Here is an 18,013-nt window from a genome sequence, read left to right on the forward strand (position 1 = left end):
TGTGTCCTCTCCCTTACCTCTGAGCGCGCGTCAGCGGCCCTGATACTCCTCGCGCAGCCTGCTTACCGATTCGCCGAGCTTCATGCCCAGGCTCGCCTTGAGCCAGACGGTGTCGCCCTCCTGCAGGCTTTGGCGCAGGCTTTGGTACATTTCTTCCTGGGTGGGGAAATAATAGGCCTCCCCCATCCCGGCCCCCTTCGCCCCGCGGCAGAGCTCTAGGCACCATCTGCCGTAGCAGAAGAGGAGATCGAGCCCCTGCGCGGCGGCAAAGCGCCCGACCTCGTAGTGGGCGTCCTTCGCGGTCTCCCCGAGCTCGAGCATGTCGCCGAGCACCGCCACCCGGCGCCCGCGCACCTTCATGCTCCCGAAGGTGGAAAGCGCCGCCTTCATCGAGTCGGGATTGGCGTTGTAGCAGTCCTCCACCAGGGTGATTGCCCCGCAGGGGACGATGTGCTGGCGCATCCCGGCCGGGGCGTAGTCGTAAAGCCCCAAAGCGATTTCCTTTGGCCCGATCTTCATCTCGAGCCCCACCGCGAAGGCGGCCAGCGCGTCGAGCACGGTGTGCCGCCCGATGGTGGGAATGGTGGCTTCAACCTCCCCGCCCGGATAGCGCACGGTAAAGCGGGTCTCCCGCTCCCCTTCCCGGATATCCACCGCGCGCACGTCGCAGCGCTCGGCCTCGATCCCGAAGCGCACGATCCGCTTGTCGCGCAGTTGCTCGTTATAACCGTTCGTGACGCCCCCGAGCAGGTCGTTGTCCGCGCAGAGGATGAGCGGGGCGTGCGGCCCCATCGAGTCGGCGATCTGCAGCTTGCCGCGCAGGATATTTTCCCGGCTGCCCAGAAATTCGATGTGCGCCGTCCCCACGCTGGTGACGACCGCGATGTCCGGGCGCACCGCCATGGTGAGCTTTAAGATGTCGTCCATCTTGTCCTGCCCCATCTCGATGACGGTGCATTCGTGGCTCTGATCCAGCTTCCAGATGGTGTTGGGCACCCCGATTTCGGTGTTCTGGTTCCCCTCGTTTTTGAGGGTCTTATACCGGCGGGAGGCCACCGCGGCGATGAACTCCTTGGTGGTGGTCTTCCCCACGCTCCCGGTCACCCCGACCGTGATGGGCGAAAACTGGCTGCGGTAGGCCCCGGCGAGCTTGATGAGCGCATCCAGGGTGTTGTCCACATAAAAGACCTTATCCTGCGTCAGCGGCACGCGCTCGCTCGCCACCACATAGGAAGCTCCCTGGCGCACCGCCTCGGGCGCGAAGTCGTGCCCGTCGAAGCGCGCGCCCTTCACGCAGACGAAAACGCACCCCGGCGTGATGTCCCGGGAGTCGGTGGAGACGTGGGTGATCAGCTCCTCCCCCGCCGTGGTATAGCCAAGCGCGCTTGCCAGCAGTTTGATCGGTGTCGGCTGCAAAGAAAGTCCCCCTTGATCCTAGTCTTTTCAGATGCTGTCCTGGTCGTGGCGGCTGCGCACGATCTGCTGCACGATGAAGCGCTCGTCGAAATAGACCGAGCCGAAGCTGAGCACCTGGTAGTCCTCATGCCCCTTGCCGAGCAGCAGCAGGATGTCCCCCTCCCGGCAGAAGTCGATCGCCCAGCGGATCGCATCGAACCGGTCCTCGATGACCTGCACCGGAGTGGGGCTCCCCGTAAAACCCGGCAGGGCGTCGTTTATAATCTGCCGCGGGTCCTCGCCGCGCGGATTGTCCGAGGTGAGGATCGCCTGGTCGGCGTTCTCGGCCACCTGCCTGGCCATCTCGGGGCGCTTGGTGCGGTCCCGCTCGCCCGGGCAGCCGAAGAGTGCGACCACCCGCCCCTTGCAGAAGTCGCGCACCGTGACGAGCACGTTGCGCAGCTCCTCGGGCGAATGGGCGAAATCCCGGATCACCGTGAAGGGCAAATCACACTCCACGAGCTCCATGCGCCCGAGTACGCCGTGGCTTTCGCACAGCCCCGACGCGGCCTGCTCGAAGGGAACGCCCACCTCGCAGGCGGCCGCCAGGGCACACATGGCATTTTGCACCGAATAGGCCCCCGGCATACGGATCGCTACCCTCCCGATGTCCGAGCCGTGCACCACGATGAAGCGGCTCCCCTCGGCCGAATAGGTGATGGTGTGGGCGGTGTAATCCGCCTCGTCGCTGCTCAGCGACAAAGTCGCCGCCGGGCAACTGAGCTCCCCGATCAGCCGGCGGCCGTATTCGTCGTCGTAGTTGACGACCGCTTTGTCGCAAACGGTGAAAAGGCGCTTCTTGGCCTGGTAGTACTCCTCCATCGTGTTGTGGTAATCGAGATGCTCGTGCGAGAGGTTGGTGAAGACGGCGCACTCGAAGTGCAGCCCCTCCATCCGGTGCTGGTGCAGCCCGAAGGAACTGGCCTCCATCACCACGTATTCCATCCCCGCCTCCTTCATTCTCGAGAGTACCGAGTAGAGCTGCCAGGGGTCGGGGGTGGTGTGGCGGGAGGAGATGACCATCTCGCCGATCTCGTTTTGGATGGTGCCGATCAGCCCCACCCGTTTGCCCGCCGCGCGCAGGATGTCGCGCAGCAGGAAGGTGATGGTGGTCTTGCCGCTGGTGCCGGTGACGGCGATCAGGCGCAGCCCGCGCTGGGGATTGTGGTAGAAGTTGCGGCAGAGCAGCGCATAGGCGATCCGGCCGTCCGGCGCGATGATCTGCTCCGGGAGTCCCAGATCCCGCTCGGTGACGACCGCCGCCGCCCCGGCCGCAAGGGCCTCGGAGGCATGATCGTGCCCGTCGAAGCGCGCGCCCTTCACGCAGACGAAGAGGTCCCCCGGAGCGACGATGCGCGAGTCGCAGGTAATTCTATCAATCTCCCTGTCGGGCAGGGAGCCCTCGTGTTCGATTCCTTGTAAAAGCTCTGAGAGTAGCATAAGCAAAGTACCGGCCTTTCCGATGTTCTGTCTCTTGCTGGATGTCGGGGACGCTCTTATTCGACGTCGGTCGCGGTCAGCTCGACGGTGACCACCGTGCCCACCTCGACCTGGGTGCCCGCCGCGGGCGACTGGCGCGAGGCCACGCTCGCGTAGCCCTTGCCGCCGGTCAGGCGCAGGTTGAGCCCGGCGTTGGTGATGGCCTGGTTGACCAGCGAGGTGCCCAGCCCGAAGACGTCGGGCACCTCCACCATCTCGGGTTTGACCTCATTGTCGGTGTAGGCGATGATGGTCGCATCCCGTGGGATGGGGGTGGACGGGGTCGGGACCTGCTTGAGCACCTTGTCGCCGCTTCCGACGAACTTGATGGTGAGCTCCTTTTCAGCCGCGAGGGCCTTCGCATCCTCGACGCTCTTGCCCATGATGTTCGGGGCGGTGACGTCCAGGTTCTCCAGCTCCTCGGCGGTATATTTCGGCTCGATCCCGAGATACGGCAGGGTGTCCTCCATGATGTACTTGACCACCGGCGCCGCGATGGTCGAACCCAGCACGTTGCTGATTTCCGGGGTATCCAGGATCACCAGCACCGCGATCTGCGGGTCGTCCGCCGGGGCGATCCCGACGAAGGAGAGGATGTGCTCCTCCTGTGCGACCTGGCCGTCCTCGGTGGGCTTCTGGTCCAGCTTCTGGGAGGTGCCGGTCTTACCGGCGATCCGGTAACCGGCTATGTAGCAGTTGCGCCCCGAGCCGTCCGAATCGGAGACGACGTGTTCGAGCAGCTCGCACATGGTTTCACTGGTCTCCTGGGAGATGACCTGGCGGCGCACCTGCGGCTCGTGGGATTCGACGACGCTGCCGCTGTCGTCCACCACCTGCTTGACCACGTAGGGGGTGACCAGGTTCCCGCCGTTGACGGCGGCGCACACGGCGGTGATCATCTGGATCGGGGTGACCTTGTTGGACTGGCCGAACGAGCAGCTCGCCAGCTCGACCGGGTGGCCGACCAGCATATCTTTCTCGTAATAGAGCCCCTTGTTCCCCGCCTCGCCCGGCAGGTCGATGTCGGTGCCCTCGGTCAGGCCGAAGGCCTCGAAGTAGTCGAAGAAGGCGTCGCCGCCCAGCCGCTGGCCGATCTGGATGAAGGCCGGGTTGCAGGAGTGCTTGATCGCCTCGCCGAAGGACTGGTTGCCGTGCCCGGCGGTCTTCCAGCAGCCGATCTTCTCGCCCGCCACCTCGAAGGAGCCGTAGCAGTCGAAGTAGTTTTCCAGCCCCACGTCCCCGTGGTCCAGCGCGGCCGAGGCGGTGACGATCTTGAAGACCGAGCCCGGCTCATAGGGGTCGGAGATGGCCTTGTTGCGCCACTGCAGGTTCTGCTCGTTGCTCTTGGCCTCGAGATATTCGTCGTTGTCGGTCCCGCCGGTGCGGATGGCGACTTCATTCAGCCGCTCGACGGCCGCGGGGTCGGTGATTTCCAGATAGTTGTTCGGGTCGAAGTCGGGCTTGGTGGACATCGCCAGGATGGCCCCGGTGTTCACGTCCATCACGATCCCGACCGCGCGGTTTTTGATGTTGTGCTCCATCACCGCGGTTTCCAGGTGCTTCTCCAAAAAGTGCTGGATGGTCTCGTCGATGGTCAACACCAGGGAGTTGCCGTTTTGCGCCTCGTACATCTGCTGGTAGCGGAATGGCATGTCGGTGTTCAGCGCCGTCTTGGCCGAGACCACCATCCCCGGTGTGCCGGAGAGCACCTTGTTGTACTGGCTCTCGATCCCGGTGCCGCCGATGTTCTCGCTGTTGACGAAGCCGATCACGGTGGAGGCCAGGCTCCCGTAGGGATAGTAGCGCTTGGTGTCCTCCTTCATATGGATGGCGTTGATGTTATATTGGGTGATAAAGTTAATGATCTGGTCGTAGACCGGCTTTTCGATCCGCTTTTTGATGAACTCGTGCTGGCTGTTTTCCTTCAGGCACTTCTTGCGGATGGTCTCCTTATCCACGCCCAGGATCTGCGAAAGGCCCTCGGAGATGATCTCCGCCTCGCCGTCGCGCACGTTCGAGGGATCTACGATGACGTTCCAGACCGTGGCCGACACCGCCAGCGTCTTGCCGTTGGTGTCCATGATCTGCCCGCGGCTGGCCGGGATGGTGATCGCGCTCATCTGCTGGTCCACCGCCCGGCGCTGGTTTTCCTTGCCCTCCTCGGTCAGCTGGAGCTGGAAGAGGCGGAAAACCAGAATCCCTCCCACACCAATCGTGAAGAGCAGCAGAAGCACCAGCATGCGCAGGCGCATTTTGTTCGTCGGAGCCTTTGCCAAATTTCGTTCCTCCCCCAAAGGTGGTACCGGGCCCGCACGCCCGGCCGTATATGCGCGGTTTTCCCACCAAAAAAGCCGTCGGAAAAACCTGTCGTATTTTCGCAGAATCGCCCAATAATAAATTGAAGAGCTAAGACAAGATGTTCTTAACTCCCCAAGCGCTCGTTATAGTTTATTTTACCGGATCTTAATGTATTCCAAAAAGGACTGAATATACAGGCTGACCTTCTGTCCCAGGGTGGGCTCCTGCACGTCGCCCGCGCCCTCGAAGCCGTCGCCCTCGTCCATGTTGACGTACTCGACCTGGTAGCTCTGCACCTTGGAGAGGCCCAGCTCGTTCTTGGCGGTCTCCTCCACGTTGCGCAGCGAAACCTTGCCCTCGAGCTCGGCGCTCAGGCGGGTGTATTCGCTGCTCAGCTCCTGGTAGCTGTCGTTGTAGTCGCCCACCTGCTTGGTCAGCTCGGTGAGCTCGGCCCGGCCGTAGAGCATCATGCAGATGACCGACACCACCACTGCGATGGCGCTCACCGCCTTGAAGGCGGCCATCCGGTCCCGGCTCTTATATTTCTGGTTCTTGATCAGGTTCAAAGAGGGCTGCGCCTTCGGCGGCTTTTTTTCAAACAGTTCGAAATCGTAGGCGACATTTCCCCGATGTGTGGCCACCGTCTTCCCTCCCCAAACTCATTCGTCAATTCTCTCGATCACCCGCAGCCTGGCGCTGTGGGAGCGCTTATTTTCTCTGAGCTCCTCTTCCCCCGGCAGGACCGGCTTTCTGGGGGTGAGCCTGCCGCGCGGCTTCTTGCCGCAGATGCACACCGGGCAGTCCGGCGGGCAGGTACAGCCTTTCGCCAGCTGCGCAAACTTCTGCTTGACCATCCGATCCTCCAGCGAGTGGAAGGTGATGATGGCGAAGCGTCCGCCGACTGCAAGGCGCTCGAACGAGCGCTCGAGGCACTCCCGCAAACTTCCCAGCTCGTCGTTGACCGCGATCCGGATGGCCTGGAAGGTGCGCTTGGCGGGATTGCCGCCGGTGCGGCGCGCGGGGGCGGGGATCGAATCCTTTACCAGCTGCGCGAGCTCCAGGGTGCTGCCGACCGGCGCTCTTGCGCGCGCCGAAACAATGCTCTGCGCAATCCTGCGGGAGAACTTCTCCTCGCCGTATTCCCATAGTATCCGGGCAATCTCGGCTTCCTCCCAGGTGTTCACCAGGTCGTAGGCCGAAAAGCCCTGCGCGCTCATGCGCATGTCCAAGGGGGCATCCTGGATGTAGGAAAACCCCCTCCCGGCGGTGTCGAGCTGGTGGGAGGAAACCCCCAAGTCCAGTAAAATCCCGTCCACCCGCGCGATTCCCAGCTCGTCGAGCACCTCGGGGATGAAGCGAAAGTCGCTCTGTACCACCGTCGCGGGCAGGCCCTGCAGCCGCTCTTTGATGGTCTCGATCGCCTCGGGGTCCTTGTCCAGCGCGATCAGCCGCCCGCCCTGCAGCCGGCTTGCGATCTCGCGGGAGTGCCCCGCGCCGCCGCTCGTGCCGTCCACATATACGCCGTCCGGACGAATCTTCAGCGCCTCGACGGCCTCGTGCAGCAGGACCGGGGTATGCGAAAACTCCATAGAACCTCGGTCCCCTCTTTCGTTAGAATCCCAGCTCGTCCATCGCGCTGGCAACCATATCCGACGTGAGCTCTTCGCAGCTGCTCTCGTAGGACTGCCTGTCCCAAATCTCGGCGCGGTTGGATGCACCGATCACCATGACGTCCTTTTGCAGCCCCGCGTAGTCGCGCAGGTTCTGCGGGATCAATATCCTTCCCTGCTTGTCCGGCTGGACCACCACCGCGCCCGCAAACAGGAAGCGCTGCAGTCCCCGGCTCTTGGAAAGGGGCAGGGCGTTAATTTTCTCCTCCAGCTGCTCCCACTCGTCGAGGGAATAGCAGAACAGACAATTATCCAGCCCTTTTGTCACAACAAAGCTGTCGCCAAAGTGTTTGAGGAGCTTGGAGGGGAAATTCACGCGGCCCTTCGCGTCTACCGTATGCAGGTATTCGCCGATCAGCATAAACTCCCCCACCTTTCTGTGTGTTTGTGGTCTTTGACCCCACTTCTCCCCACTTTTCACCACTGTAGTTTGATTATAACCCCTATGCACAGAAAAATCAAGGATTATTTTTGCCTGACCGGGCGCGAATTGGTCCAAAAGAAGTGGGAAAACTAGAGCCGTAAACCGATGTTTATGCGGATTGCCAATTTTGTAATTTAATTCCAAATTTGGCGTTTTTTACAAAACTTAAATTCAGCCGTCCGGCCCTTCTGTGAAAAGGGTCGGCGGCGGAAAGCTGGAGGCTGACATGAAAGACTGCCGGATATTCGCACTCGCCGTTATGTGCGCAATGCTATGCGCCTGCACCCAGAGCGCGGCGAAGCTGGAGGACGGGACATATTACGCCGAGATGAGCGGGATCGACCGGTACGGCTGGACCCCTTATGCCAAGATCACGGTGAGCGACGGGAAGATCAGCGCGGCCGAGACCGATTGCAAGAATGCGCGCGGAGAGAAAAAATCACAGGATGAGGATTACCGCGAGGCGATGGAGCAGGGGGTGGACACCTATCCCGAGAAGGTATACCAGCAGCTGGCGCAGGAACTGCTCGACAAGCAGGACCCGGGGAAGATCGAGATGGTGGCGGGGGCCACCGCCTCGAGCGAGGAATTCAAGCTGATGGTGTCCGAGCTGCTGGATCAGCGGGTGAAGGTGGGCGACACCTCCGAGCTGATCGTGGACATGCCGGAGGACCTGACGCACGATTAGGCGGCAGGCCGGCGGCAGGCTGCCGCTCCCTATACGCGAAGCAACTTAGCTTGGTTACAGAAATGCTCAGCCCGCGTCCGGAATGAGAGGGATTCCAAAGGGCCAAAGGTCCTTTGGCGGGGTGCGGGGCGGCGCCCCGCGGTCTTAGAGCGTCAGCGAAAGGGGAAGGGGGAATTAAAGGGCCCGGCATGGTCCAGTGGACCATGCCGGGCCCTTCAAGGGGGAAACCCCGAGATGGGTTTCCCCATGGGCGGCAAACCGCCGCCCCCAATACGCGGCGGCAGGCTGCCGCTCCCTGTACGCGAAGGAGCTTGCCATGACCGCGGCCATGCTCAGCCCGCGTCCTAAGTGAGAGGGTACCAAGGAGGCGCCGCCCCTTTTGAGATGAAAACCAAATATTAAAAAACGGGGCCGCCGGTTACATGAACCGGCGGCCCCATCTTTTAATTAGAACTCGAACAATAACGGCAGCAGCGCCACTGTGGCGAGATAAGAAATCACATTGAGCAGCCCGCCCACCCTGATATAATCCCGGAAGCGATACCCCGCCTGCAGCGTCAGGGTGGCCGCCGGGGTCATGATCGGGGTGGAATAGGTCACGTTGGTGAAGATCACCACGATCATCGCGGCGGCGCGCGGGTCGAAACCGATGTCCCCCGCGATGAAGACGATGATCGGCAGCAGGATGGCCGCGGTCGCCGTGTGAGTCATGATGTTCCCCGCGATGACCGCCAGCAGCCCGAAGATGGCAAAGAGTAGCAGCGGCGGTACGCTACGCCCCACCAGGTTCATGATCGCGCCCGCAATGACCTGGCCCGCCCCGCTGTCGTCCAGACAGTTGGCAAAGCCGATACTCCCCGCCACCAGCACGATGGTCCCCCAGTCGAGATTGCGGAACAGTTCTTTTAAGTCCACGCAGCGGGTGACCACGCAGAGTACCGCACCCAGAATGGCCACCGTCCCGAGCGTCCAGAGCCCCAGGATGAAGCCCAGCACGCACCCGCAGAGGATCAGGATGGAGATGAGCATCTTCAGGGTCAGGCGCTCGCTTTGCTCCTCCCCACCGCTATTTGCCGGGAGCGGGTCCTGCGGCTCCTCAAAGTCGAAGACCCGCTTGCCCAGCCAGTAGCCCACCGTGAGGAAGTAGGCCAGCAGGATCAACACTTTGGGAATCCCTGCCGCCGCGTAGTCGAAGAAGCCGCAGGCGGGATAGCCGCCCTCCTCCAGGATCCCCTGCGCCAGCAGCTGCGGGGTCGAGCCGATCAGGGTGCAGCCCCCGCCCGCGATCGAGGCGAAGCCCACCGCCATATAGGTGTTTCGTTTGCTCAGGCGCCCGTTTGAGGCGGCGACCGCAGAGGCCATCACCGGGATCATCATCGCGGCGGTGGCGGTGTTGCTCAAAAAGGCCGAGAGCGTGGCTGTGATCAGCACGGTCGCCCCGATGAAGAGCCGCTCGCTGCGCCCGAAGAGCCGCACGATCCGCGTGCCGATCAGCCTGGCCGCACCGGTGGCAAAGAGGGTGTCCCCCACGATGATCATCCCGGCGCTCATCATTAAAATGTCGTTCGAGAAGCCGGAAAAGCTGCGCGCATAGGTGGTCACCCCGCAAATCCCCATCATCAGGCAGGCGCTCACCGCCGTGACCGGAAGCGGGATGATCTCGGTGACATAGAGGACGATGGCAATCACCGTGATGATGATCGCTACAGTGCTGGGCTGCACAGCGCCCCGCCCCCTTCCGCTTCGCCGTTTGCCGGGGGCCAGTCCAGCCACCCGAGCCGGGTATAGGGAGTGATGGGCAGCGCCTCCCCCGCGAGCGCCATATCCGCGCACGCCTCGCACAGCTGTACCAAAATGCCGTGGTAGCGCACCGGTATCCCGGTGCGCGCGCTCACCTCGCGCAGCAGCGCGTCCCCTTCCTGCAGCAGCTCGGGCGTGGTCTCAAGGGCAAGGTTGGTGTTGTTGACCAGCCCCGTGACGCAGAGACGGCTAGCCGATTGCAGCTTGCCGAGCAGCTCGGCGACCTCCTCCCCGCTTTCGCACATCGGACGGCGGGCGTTGACCAGCAGGAGGACCTCCAGCTCCTCCACCCCCGCGAACTGCAGGTGATAGCGCCCCAGCGCCGTGGCGCCCACCGGGTCGCCGCCCGCGTCGAAGATCACCTCGTCGAAGTCCCCGTCGAAGACGGCCTGCACCTCGGGCGAGACCACCGGAAGATCGCTCGCCCAAAGGGTATAGGGCGAGACGATCAGGCGCACCCCCGCGCGCCGCAGCAGCCCCGGATGGAAGCCGCTGCGAAAAAACGGGTTGACGATGTCCAGATCCACCAGCGCCACCCGCTTCCCCCCGCCGGCACAGCGCAGGGCGAGGTTCAGGGAAAACTCGGTCTTCCCGCAGCCGTAGCCGCCCAGGACCACCGTGATATGACGCGCCATGCGCTCACTCTCCCTTCCCGCTTTGATAGGGGATCGCCCGCTCCTCCCCGCGCAGCACCCGCAGCGCACCCTGCGCCAGGGCCAGGAGCTCGTCCTCCCCGGGGTAGCAGAGCACCGGGGCCAAAAATCCGACCTGCTCTTGGAGCCTGTTTACCAGCGGCTCGCTGCGGGCCATCCCGCCGGTGAGCAGGATTGCCTCGGGCGGCCCACCGAGGGCGGCGGCCATCGCCCCAATTGCCTTCGCGATCTGATAGGCCATCCCACAAAAGAAGCGCGCCGCCGCCCGGTCCCCCTCGTCCATGCGGCGCTCGCATTCGCGCAGGTCGCTCGTCCCGAGGTGCGCCAGCATGCCGCCGCTGCCCGAAAAGAGGCCGATCAGCTCCCGCTCGGTATGATTGCCGTCAAAGCACATGCGGATCAGCGGCACCGCGGGGACGTCCCCCGAGCGGGTGGGGCAGGCGGGCCCCTCGCCGTTGCTGGGGCTGGTGACGTCCACCACCCTGCCGCAGCGGTGCGCGCCGACCGAAATCCCGCCTCCCAGGTGGGCGACGATCAGCCGGCAGTCCTCGTAGCGCTTTCCCCGCCCGGCGGCGTAGCGCCGCGCGACCGCCTTTTGGTTGAGCGCGTGGAAGATGCAGGTCCGCCGCAGCCCCGGAATCCCGGTGAAATGGGCCTCCTCGCTCATCTCGTCCACCACCGTCGGATCGACGAAGAACCCCGGTATCCCCTGCTCGCCCCCGATCTCCAGCGCCAGGACCGCCCCGAGCTGCGCCGGGTGCAGCAGCGGCGAGGGGGTGTCGGCGAGCATATCGCCGTTGGCGAGATAGGTGCCGCTTGGCATGGGCGGCAGGCGGCTGGCGCGGCCCGCCACCGCGTGGAGCGTGGTGGGGGATATCCCCGCCTCCCGAAGCGCCTCGAGGATCAGGGCCTTGCGCATCCCCTTCTGGGGGAGCATGTCCCCGTTTTCAGGGGTGAGGGCGCGAAGCTGCGCTTCGTCGTGCCGGATGTTTCTCTCCAGCAGGCAATGCCCGTCCTGGTAGACCCCGATCTTGGTCGAGGTGGATCCGGGATCGATGGCCAGAACCCGAAAGCCCCCTTCACCCATTCTCCCCGCCCCCTGTCTGATAGGCCGCGCAGGCCAGCGCGCGCAGCTTGTTTTCCTGCCCGTCCGCCCGGCTGGTCATCACCACCGGCACCGCCGCGCCCATCAGGAGGCCCGCCGTCTGGCAGCCACCCAGCACCCGCGCGGTTTTTAAGAGGATGTTCCCCGCCTCGATGTCCGGCACGAGCAGCACATCCGCTTCCCCCGCCACCGCCACCGGGGAGCGCACCCCCTTGCGGCGCGCCGCCTCGGCGCTCACGGCGTTGTCCAGCGCCAGCGGCCCGTCCACCAGGCACCCCTCGATCTGCCCGCGCTGGCTCATCAGCGCGAGCGCGGCCGCATCCAGGGTGGCGGGCATGGCGGGATTGACCGTCTCCACCGCCGCAAGGCAGGCCACCTTGGGGCAGGATACCCCCAGCCTTCGCGCGAGGGATACGGCGTTTTCGATGATCGCCAGCTTCTCCCCCAGCCCCGGGGCAATGACCATCGCCCCGTCGGTGACGAAGAGCAGTCGATTAAGGTACGGAGACTGCAGCACCGTCACCATCGAAAGCAGCTTGGAGCGGCGGATACCGCTCTCCTTGTCCAAAACCGCCTTCATCAGGATGGAGGAGTGCAGCCGGCCCTTCACCAGGATGTCCACCTCCCCATCGCGGCAGAGCTCCACCGCCCGGTGCGCGGCCGCAGCAGGGGAACCCTCCCCGACGATCTCGCGGCCTTCGAGCACCAGCCCGGCCTCCCGGGCGGCGGCCTCGATTTTCTGCCGCTCTCCGATCAGCAGCGGCTGGCAGAACCCCCGCTTTTCCGCCTCCAGCAGGGCCGAGAGGGTCTGCGGGTCCTCGGGCGATACCGCCGCGACCCTGCGCGGCGCGCCCCGCGCGGCGGCCGCCAGGATGTCGTCAAAGGTCATGGCCGCCGCCCTCCTTTACAAAACGAACCCCCAGCCCGAACGCCTCGCGGTTGAGGGGGATCAGTTTCTCCTTGGCGGCGAAGAACTCGCCGATCATCCCCTCCATCACCGAGGGCAGCACCATCCCGGTGCGCGCGAGCAGGCAGCCGAGCATGATCATATTGGTCGCCCTGGCGTTCCCCAGCTCCTCGGCCATTTCATTTGCCGGCACCGCCAGCACTTCGACGTCTCCCCGGACGGGGCGCAGGTCGATCAGCGAACGGTTGAGCAGGAGCAGCCCGCCGGGGCGCAGGTAGCTTTCAAATTTTACGAGCGAGGGGTTGTTCATCACCACCGCCGCGGTGACCTCCCCCGCGCAGGGCATGGGCGAGGCGATCTCCCCGTCCGAGACGATCACCGTCACGTTGGAGGTGCCGCCCCGCATGGCCCCGCCGTAGGCGGGCATCCAGCTCACCTGCAGCCCGGCCGCCATCGCGCAGCGCGCGAGCATCTTGGACATCGACTGGATCCCCTGCCCGCCGAAGCCGGAGAAAACGATCTGCTCATACATTCTCTGTCGCCCCCTTGTCCTTGTAGACCCCGAGCGGATAGTAGGGGATCATCTCGTTTTGCAGCCACTCCATGGCCTCCCCCGGGCTCTTGCCCCAGTTGGTCGGGCAGGTGGAGAGAACCTCCACCATCGAGAAGCCCTTGCCCTCCATCTGGTAGCGCAGCGCCTTGACGACCGCCTTTTTGGCTCCCCGGATGTGCGCGGTGGTGTCCAGCGCCACCCGTTCGAGATAGTAGCTCCCCTCGTGGGTGGCGAGCATCTCGCACACCCGCACCGGCCAGCCCATCGTCTCGCTGTCCCGCCCGTAGGGCGCGGTGGTGGCCTTCTGGCCGATCAGGGTGGTGGGGGCCATCTGCCCGCCGGTCATGCCGAAGATGGCGTTGTTGACGAAGAAGGTAGTGATCTTCTCCCCCCGGATGGCCGCATGGTTGATCTCTCCTGCACCGATGGCGGCCAGGTCACCGTCCCCTTGGTAGGTGAAGACGATCTTCTCAGGGTCGGCCCGCTTGGCCCCCGTGGCGACGGCGGGCGCCCGCCCGTGGGCGGCGATGTACATATCGAGGTTAAAATAGTCGTAGCAATAGCACGCGCAGCCCACCGGGCCGATCCCGATGGTGCGCTCCCAAATCCCCAGCTCCTCGATTGCCTCGGCGATCAGCCGATGGATGATCCCGTGGGTGCAGCCCGGGCAGTAGTGAAAGGGCGCCCCGGTCAGCACCGGGGTTTTATGAAACGCGCTCATTGCCGCTCCCCTCCTTCCTTTTGACGCAGCGCGAGGATGAAGTCCACCATCTGCTGCGGGGTGGGCAGCTCGAGGTCGTACCAGCCGTGGAACGCGACCGGCTTCTGCCCGCCGACCCCCAGGCGCACGTCCTCGACCATCTGCCCCTCGGAGATTTCAAAATCCACGAAGGAACGCAGCGTTTCCCGCGCCGCGGCGCGCGAAAACGCCTCATAGGGGAAGGGATAGAGGGTGATCGGCCGGATCAGCCCCACCCGGACTCCCATCCCGCGCAGGGTCTTGATCGCGTTCTTGGCGATCCGCGCCACGGTTCCATAGGCGGCGATGACGTACTCGGCGTCCTCGGTGTCCACCTCCTCGACGCGCACCTCCTCCTTCGCCATCCGCCGGTACTTTTCCTGCAATCGCGCCTCCAGCCCGGGCTTGCTGCGCGGGTTGATGACCGCGCGCGCCCGCCCGCAATCCGGCTTCCAGCCGCGGGCCGCCCAAGCGATATCATAGGGCTTCGGGGGGGCCTCCTTGATCTCGACCGGCTCCATCATCTGGGCCATCATCGCATCCCCGAGCAGCAACACCGGCTGGCGGTAGCGCTCGGCCAGCTCAAAGGCAAGCGCTACCAGGTCGCAGGCCTCCTGCACCGAGGCGGGGGACAGGATCAGGGTGCGGTAGCCCCCGTTGCCGCCGCCTCTCGTGGCCTGGAAGTAGTCTGTCTGCGAGGGCACGATGGTGCCGAGCCCGGGACCCGCGCGCATGACGTTGATCACCACCAGCGGCAGCTCGGCCGCGGCGGCGTAGGAGATCCCCTCCTGCATGAGCGATACCCCCGGGCTCGACGAGCTGGTCATCACCCGGTGCGCGGTGCCCGCCGCGCCGTAGACCATGTTGATCGCGGCCAGCTCGCTCTCCGCTTGTAAAAATGTGCCCCCCACCCCCGGCAGCCGGGCCGCCATGTATTCCGGCAGCTCACTCTGCGGCGTGATGGGGTAGCCGAAGTAGAGCCGGCAGCCGGCCTGGATAGCGGCTTCCGCCATCGCCTCGCTGCCCTTCATCAAAATTTTCTTTCCCATGCGAGCACTCCTCCTATCCTTCGATCTCAATGCACAGGTCGGGGCAGGTCAGCGCGCAGGAGGCGCAGGCGATACACGCCTCCATGCGCCCGATGGCGGCAGGATGATACCCCTGCCGGTTAATCTCCCGCCCCGAGAAGGCCAGCAGCCCCTTGGGGCAGGCCCTGATGCAGAGCCCGCAGCCCTTGCAGCGCTCGCCGTCGATCGTGAGGGTTGCCATGTCCATCTCCTCCTTTTTCCGTTTGAGCCCCGGCGCTTTTCAAAGCGCCAGGGCTGCCTCGGCCGCCGACCGCAGCGCCTCGTGCAGCCTCCCGGCCCCGGCCGCATCTCCAATGATGGTGCAGGCGATCCCCGCTTCCCTGAGCGCATCGCAAAGCGTAGTGTCGGGGGACATCCCCGCGGCGAGGACCACGCTGTCAAAGGGCGCGGCATGCCGGCGGCCGTCCTTGGAATAGACCACCATCCCGTCCTCGCAGGAGCGCGCCCGAGCAGCAGGTCGGTGGCGAACACCGCGCGGCCCTCTTCGGTGCCCGGGATGGGAGGCCTTTTCGGCCTCGCCCCGGCGGCAATCAGCACCTGATCCGCCCCAAAACCGCGTACGAAGGGGACGTCCGCCTCCTGGCCGAGCAGGATTTTTACCCCTGCCGCCCGGGCCTCGGCCGCCAGCGAAGTGACGACCGACGCCAGCTCCCACTTCATGGGCGGAACCGCCGCGGCGCGCAGCATCCCGCCGAGGCTCTGCTCGCGCTCCACCAGGGTGACCTCATGGCCGCGCCAACGCAGGCAGAGCGCCGCTTGCAGCCCGGCGGGCCCGCCGCCCACCACCAGCACCCGCCCCGGCTCCTTCGCAGGTGTCAGCGGGAGCTCCCGCTCGCATCCCACAAAGGGATTGACCGAGCAGCGCAGGCTGCCCTTGGTAATTTCATCCTTGCAGCGGGTGCAGCCGACACAGCGCCGGATGGTCTCCTCCTTCCCCCCATAGGCCTTCTGTGCCCAGCAGGGGTCGGCCAGCAGCCCGCGGCTAAGCCCGACGAGCTCGGCGCGCCCCTCCAAAAGGAGCTGCTCGGCCATGCGCGGCTCGGTGACCCGCCCGCCGGTGAGGATGGGGATGCTCACCGCGCTGCGGATCTCGTCCACGGCGCGCAGGTTGAAGCCCTGCGGCTGGTAATAGCTCGGGAATTCCCATTCATATTCGGTGAAGGAGCCGGCATTGATGTCCAGCAGGTCGATCCCAGCCTCCTGTAATGCGCGGGCGACCACCTTGCTCTCCTCGATCTGCCGCCCGCCCAGGGGCTCGAGCGCCCCCAGCCGCGCCAGGAGCGGATAGCGTTCCCCGACCTCTTTTCGGATCAGGGCGATCAGCTCGAGCGGCAGGCGCAGCCGTCCCTCCAGCGTGCCGCCATAGTGGTCGGTGCGCTTGTTGGTGCGCCCGGAGAGGAACTGCGCGAGGAAATACCCGTTGGTAAAATGCAGCTCCGCCGCGTCGAACCCGGCCTCGACAGCATGCCTGACGCAGGCGAGGTAATCGCGTTTGAACGCCTCGATCTCCCCGACGGTGATCTCGCGCACCGGGCACTGCAGCATATGGCAGGGTACCGCCGAGGGGGCCACCGGGGTCAGCCCGCCGTTTTTCTGCGGGCTGGTGCAGCGGCCCATGTGCCCGATTTCGATACAGGCCTTGGCCCCGCCCGCGTGGATTGCCCCAGTCACCTTACGGAACCCCTCGACCGAGCGCTCGGAAAAGAGCTCGCCCGCCCGTTTCCCCCAGTAGCCGACCGGCTGGGAGATGGTGTGCTCGCAGATGATCAGCCCCGCACCCCCCTGCGCACGCGCGCCGTAGTAGTCGGCCATCCGCCCGGTCGGCAGGTGGTCCTCCCCGGCAAAGCCGGTCCCGATGGGGCCCATCACGATCCGGTTGCGCAGATACATGCCGTTTAGTGTAAAGGGCTCGAACAGCTTCTTACAGTTCATCGCGCGCCCTCCGCTCAGCGGATGGTCAGGCACTGCGCCTCGCGGACCGCCTGCTCACTGAGCTCGTTGCCGATCCCCGGCAGCTCGGGGACGCTGACATACCCATCCACCGGGTCGTAGCTGTACTTGCAGTAGGATTTGATTTCCGGGTGGTCGTTGGAGAAGAGATGCTCGTGCACCGAAAAGTTCGGGATAGCCGTCTCCAGCTGCAGCGCCGCCGCGACCGCGAAGGGCGTGCCCGCCGCGTGCGCCTGCACCTTGACGTCGTAGACATGGGCCATGTCGCAGACCTTCTTGGTCTCGCTGAGCCCTCCGCAGTTGGTCAGGTCGGGCTGGATGATCCGCAGTGTCTGCTCCTCGAAATATTTCGAGTAGCCCCAGCGGGTCTGCACCTTCTCCCCCGCCGCCAGCGGGGTGACGGCCTTGTCCCGCACCACCTTCAAATTGCCGGGGCGAAACGGGTCGAGACACTCCTCCATCAGCAGGCAATCGTATTTCCGGGCGAGCCGGTCCATCTCGAGCGAGCCGCAGATATCCAGCCGACAGAGGTTCTCGATCAGGATTTCCATCCCCTCGCCGCAGCGCTCCCGGATCGCACAGAGCCGCTCCTCGGCGAGCTTCATCACCGCGCGCTTGCTAAGCTCGTGCGCCGTCTGCCGCCGGGAGAGGGGCTGCTTGTCGCGGTCATAGGCGATGAAGTCGCACTTGACCATGTCATACCCGAGGTTCATCACCCGCTCGGCGACGTCGGCGTATTCCCTCGCGCTGCCGCGCGGGGCCAGATCCTCGGCCCAGCCGCATTCGATGTGCGAGGCGTAGCAGCGCAGCTTTTGGTTTTGCTTGCCGCCCAGGAGCTTGTAGCAGGGCACCCCGAGCGCCTTGCCCTTGATATCCATCATGGCGGTGTCCAAGGCGCTCATCCCGGAAAAGACGATCACCCCGCCCCCGCTGCAATGCCCGTAGAGGATGTTCTTGATCTCCTCCCAGAGCACCTCGTTGTCCATCGGGTCCCGCCCGATCACGAGGGGGGCCATGTCCTGAAGCATGCCGAAGACGGCGTGCTCCCCGATCCCGGTAAAGATCCCCGCCTCGCCCAGGCCGCTGATCCCCTCGTCGGTATTGATCCGGCACATCACCGGCTTGCTGGGATAGGTGGAATGCGAAACCGCGGGCCTTAGCAGGAAAACGTCCACACTGGTAATTTTCATAGGTTGCCTCCTTA

General features: G+C 64.7%; 16 protein-coding genes and 1 pseudogene. 1 reads left to right on the top strand and 16 read right to left on the bottom strand.

The annotated features are described in order from the left end of the window. Window positions 1-30: 30 nt before the first annotated feature. From EDD78_RS06495 to mraZ, 6 genes are all read right to left on the bottom strand, one after another. On the bottom strand, window positions 31-1,416 hold the full coding sequence (locus tag EDD78_RS06495; RefSeq protein WP_132084379.1) for a UDP-N-acetylmuramoyl-tripeptide--D-alanyl-D-alanine ligase: 1,386 nt from the start codon (window positions 1,414-1,416) through the stop codon (window positions 31-33). A gap of 27 nt (window positions 1,417-1,443) precedes the next feature. Beyond that, entirely contained in the window at window positions 1,444-2,895 is a 1,452-nt protein-coding gene (locus tag EDD78_RS06500) for a UDP-N-acetylmuramoyl-L-alanyl-D-glutamate--2,6-diaminopimelate ligase (protein WP_132084380.1), read from the bottom strand. A gap of 56 nt (window positions 2,896-2,951) precedes the next feature. Continuing rightward, window positions 2,952-5,210 carry a penicillin-binding transpeptidase domain-containing protein gene (locus EDD78_RS06505; RefSeq protein WP_079697820.1) on the bottom strand — a complete coding sequence of 753 codons (2,259 nt, stop codon included), beginning with the start codon at window positions 5,208-5,210 and terminating at the stop codon, window positions 2,952-2,954. Between the two features lie 177 nt (window positions 5,211-5,387). Then, entirely contained in the window at window positions 5,388-5,873 is a 486-nt protein-coding gene (locus tag EDD78_RS06510; RefSeq protein ID WP_079697821.1) for a hypothetical protein, read from the bottom strand. An 18-nt stretch (window positions 5,874-5,891) separates the two neighbouring features. Then, window positions 5,892-6,821, bottom strand: coding sequence for a 16S rRNA (cytosine(1402)-N(4))-methyltransferase RsmH (gene rsmH, locus EDD78_RS06515; RefSeq protein ID WP_079697822.1), 930 nt, complete (start codon window positions 6,819-6,821; stop codon window positions 5,892-5,894). A 22-nt stretch (window positions 6,822-6,843) separates the two neighbouring features. Next, window positions 6,844-7,263 carry a division/cell wall cluster transcriptional repressor MraZ gene (gene mraZ, locus EDD78_RS06520; protein WP_079697823.1) on the bottom strand — a complete coding sequence of 140 codons (420 nt, stop codon included), beginning with the start codon at window positions 7,261-7,263 and terminating at the stop codon, window positions 6,844-6,846. A gap of 289 nt (window positions 7,264-7,552) precedes the next feature. Between mraZ and EDD78_RS06525 the strand changes: the two genes are divergently transcribed. Further along, the gene (locus EDD78_RS06525) at window positions 7,553-8,014 is read left to right on the top strand and encodes an FMN-binding protein (protein WP_079697824.1); all 462 of its coding nucleotides are present in this window, start codon (window positions 7,553-7,555) and stop codon (window positions 8,012-8,014) included. Between the two features lie 447 nt (window positions 8,015-8,461). Here EDD78_RS06525 and EDD78_RS06530 read toward each other — a convergent pair whose 3' ends face one another. The 10 genes and pseudogenes from EDD78_RS06530 to EDD78_RS06565 all read right to left on the bottom strand — a co-directional run bounded on the left by EDD78_RS06530 (window position 8,462) and on the right by EDD78_RS06565 (window position 17,999). Next, window positions 8,462-9,736: an SLC13 family permease gene (locus tag EDD78_RS06530; RefSeq protein ID WP_165873131.1), complete on the bottom strand. Its 1,275-nt coding sequence runs from the start codon at window positions 9,734-9,736 to the stop codon at window positions 8,462-8,464. Then, entirely contained in the window at window positions 9,718-10,449 is a 732-nt protein-coding gene (locus EDD78_RS13955; RefSeq protein ID WP_165873132.1) for a CpsD/CapB family tyrosine-protein kinase, read from the bottom strand. Before EDD78_RS13955 ends, EDD78_RS06530 begins: the two co-directional genes overlap by 19 nt. Window positions 10,450-10,453: 4 nt before the next feature. After that, entirely contained in the window at window positions 10,454-11,554 is a 1,101-nt protein-coding gene (buk, locus tag EDD78_RS06535) for a butyrate kinase (RefSeq protein WP_132084383.1), read from the bottom strand. Further along, complete coding sequence (locus tag EDD78_RS06540) at window positions 11,547-12,461, bottom strand: bifunctional enoyl-CoA hydratase/phosphate acetyltransferase (protein ID WP_132084384.1); 915 nt, start codon at window positions 12,459-12,461, stop codon at window positions 11,547-11,549. Before EDD78_RS06540 ends, buk begins: the two co-directional genes overlap by 8 nt. Further along, window positions 12,451-13,011: a 2-oxoacid:ferredoxin oxidoreductase subunit gamma family protein gene (locus tag EDD78_RS06545; RefSeq protein ID WP_079697828.1), complete on the bottom strand. Its 561-nt coding sequence runs from the start codon at window positions 13,009-13,011 to the stop codon at window positions 12,451-12,453. Before EDD78_RS06545 ends, EDD78_RS06540 begins: the two co-directional genes overlap by 11 nt. After that, the gene (locus EDD78_RS06550) at window positions 13,004-13,753 is read right to left on the bottom strand and encodes a thiamine pyrophosphate-dependent enzyme (RefSeq protein WP_132084385.1); all 750 of its coding nucleotides are present in this window, start codon (window positions 13,751-13,753) and stop codon (window positions 13,004-13,006) included. Before EDD78_RS06550 ends, EDD78_RS06545 begins: the two co-directional genes overlap by 8 nt. Beyond that, window positions 13,750-14,820, bottom strand: coding sequence for a 3-methyl-2-oxobutanoate dehydrogenase subunit VorB (vorB, locus tag EDD78_RS06555; RefSeq protein WP_132084386.1), 1,071 nt, complete (start codon window positions 14,818-14,820; stop codon window positions 13,750-13,752). The genes EDD78_RS06550 and vorB overlap by 4 nt, the downstream gene beginning before the upstream one ends. Before the next feature lie 13 nt (window positions 14,821-14,833). Next, complete coding sequence (locus tag EDD78_RS14190; protein ID WP_350308580.1) at window positions 14,834-15,046, bottom strand: 4Fe-4S dicluster domain-containing protein; 213 nt, start codon at window positions 15,044-15,046, stop codon at window positions 14,834-14,836. A gap of 302 nt (window positions 15,047-15,348) precedes the next feature. Then, window positions 15,349-16,791 (bottom strand): annotated as a pseudogene (locus tag EDD78_RS06560) (oxidoreductase); the annotation flags it as partial. A 14-nt stretch (window positions 16,792-16,805) separates the two neighbouring features. Further along, window positions 16,806-17,999, bottom strand: a complete 1,194-nt coding sequence (locus EDD78_RS06565) for a mandelate racemase/muconate lactonizing enzyme family protein (RefSeq protein ID WP_079697832.1) — start codon at window positions 17,997-17,999, stop codon at window positions 16,806-16,808. Between the last annotated feature and the right edge of the window lie 14 nt (window positions 18,000-18,013).

Source organism: Harryflintia acetispora, from assembly GCA_004340125.1.
In the GTDB taxonomy this organism is placed as follows: Bacteria; Bacillota; Clostridia; order Oscillospirales; family Ruminococcaceae; genus Harryflintia; species Harryflintia acetispora.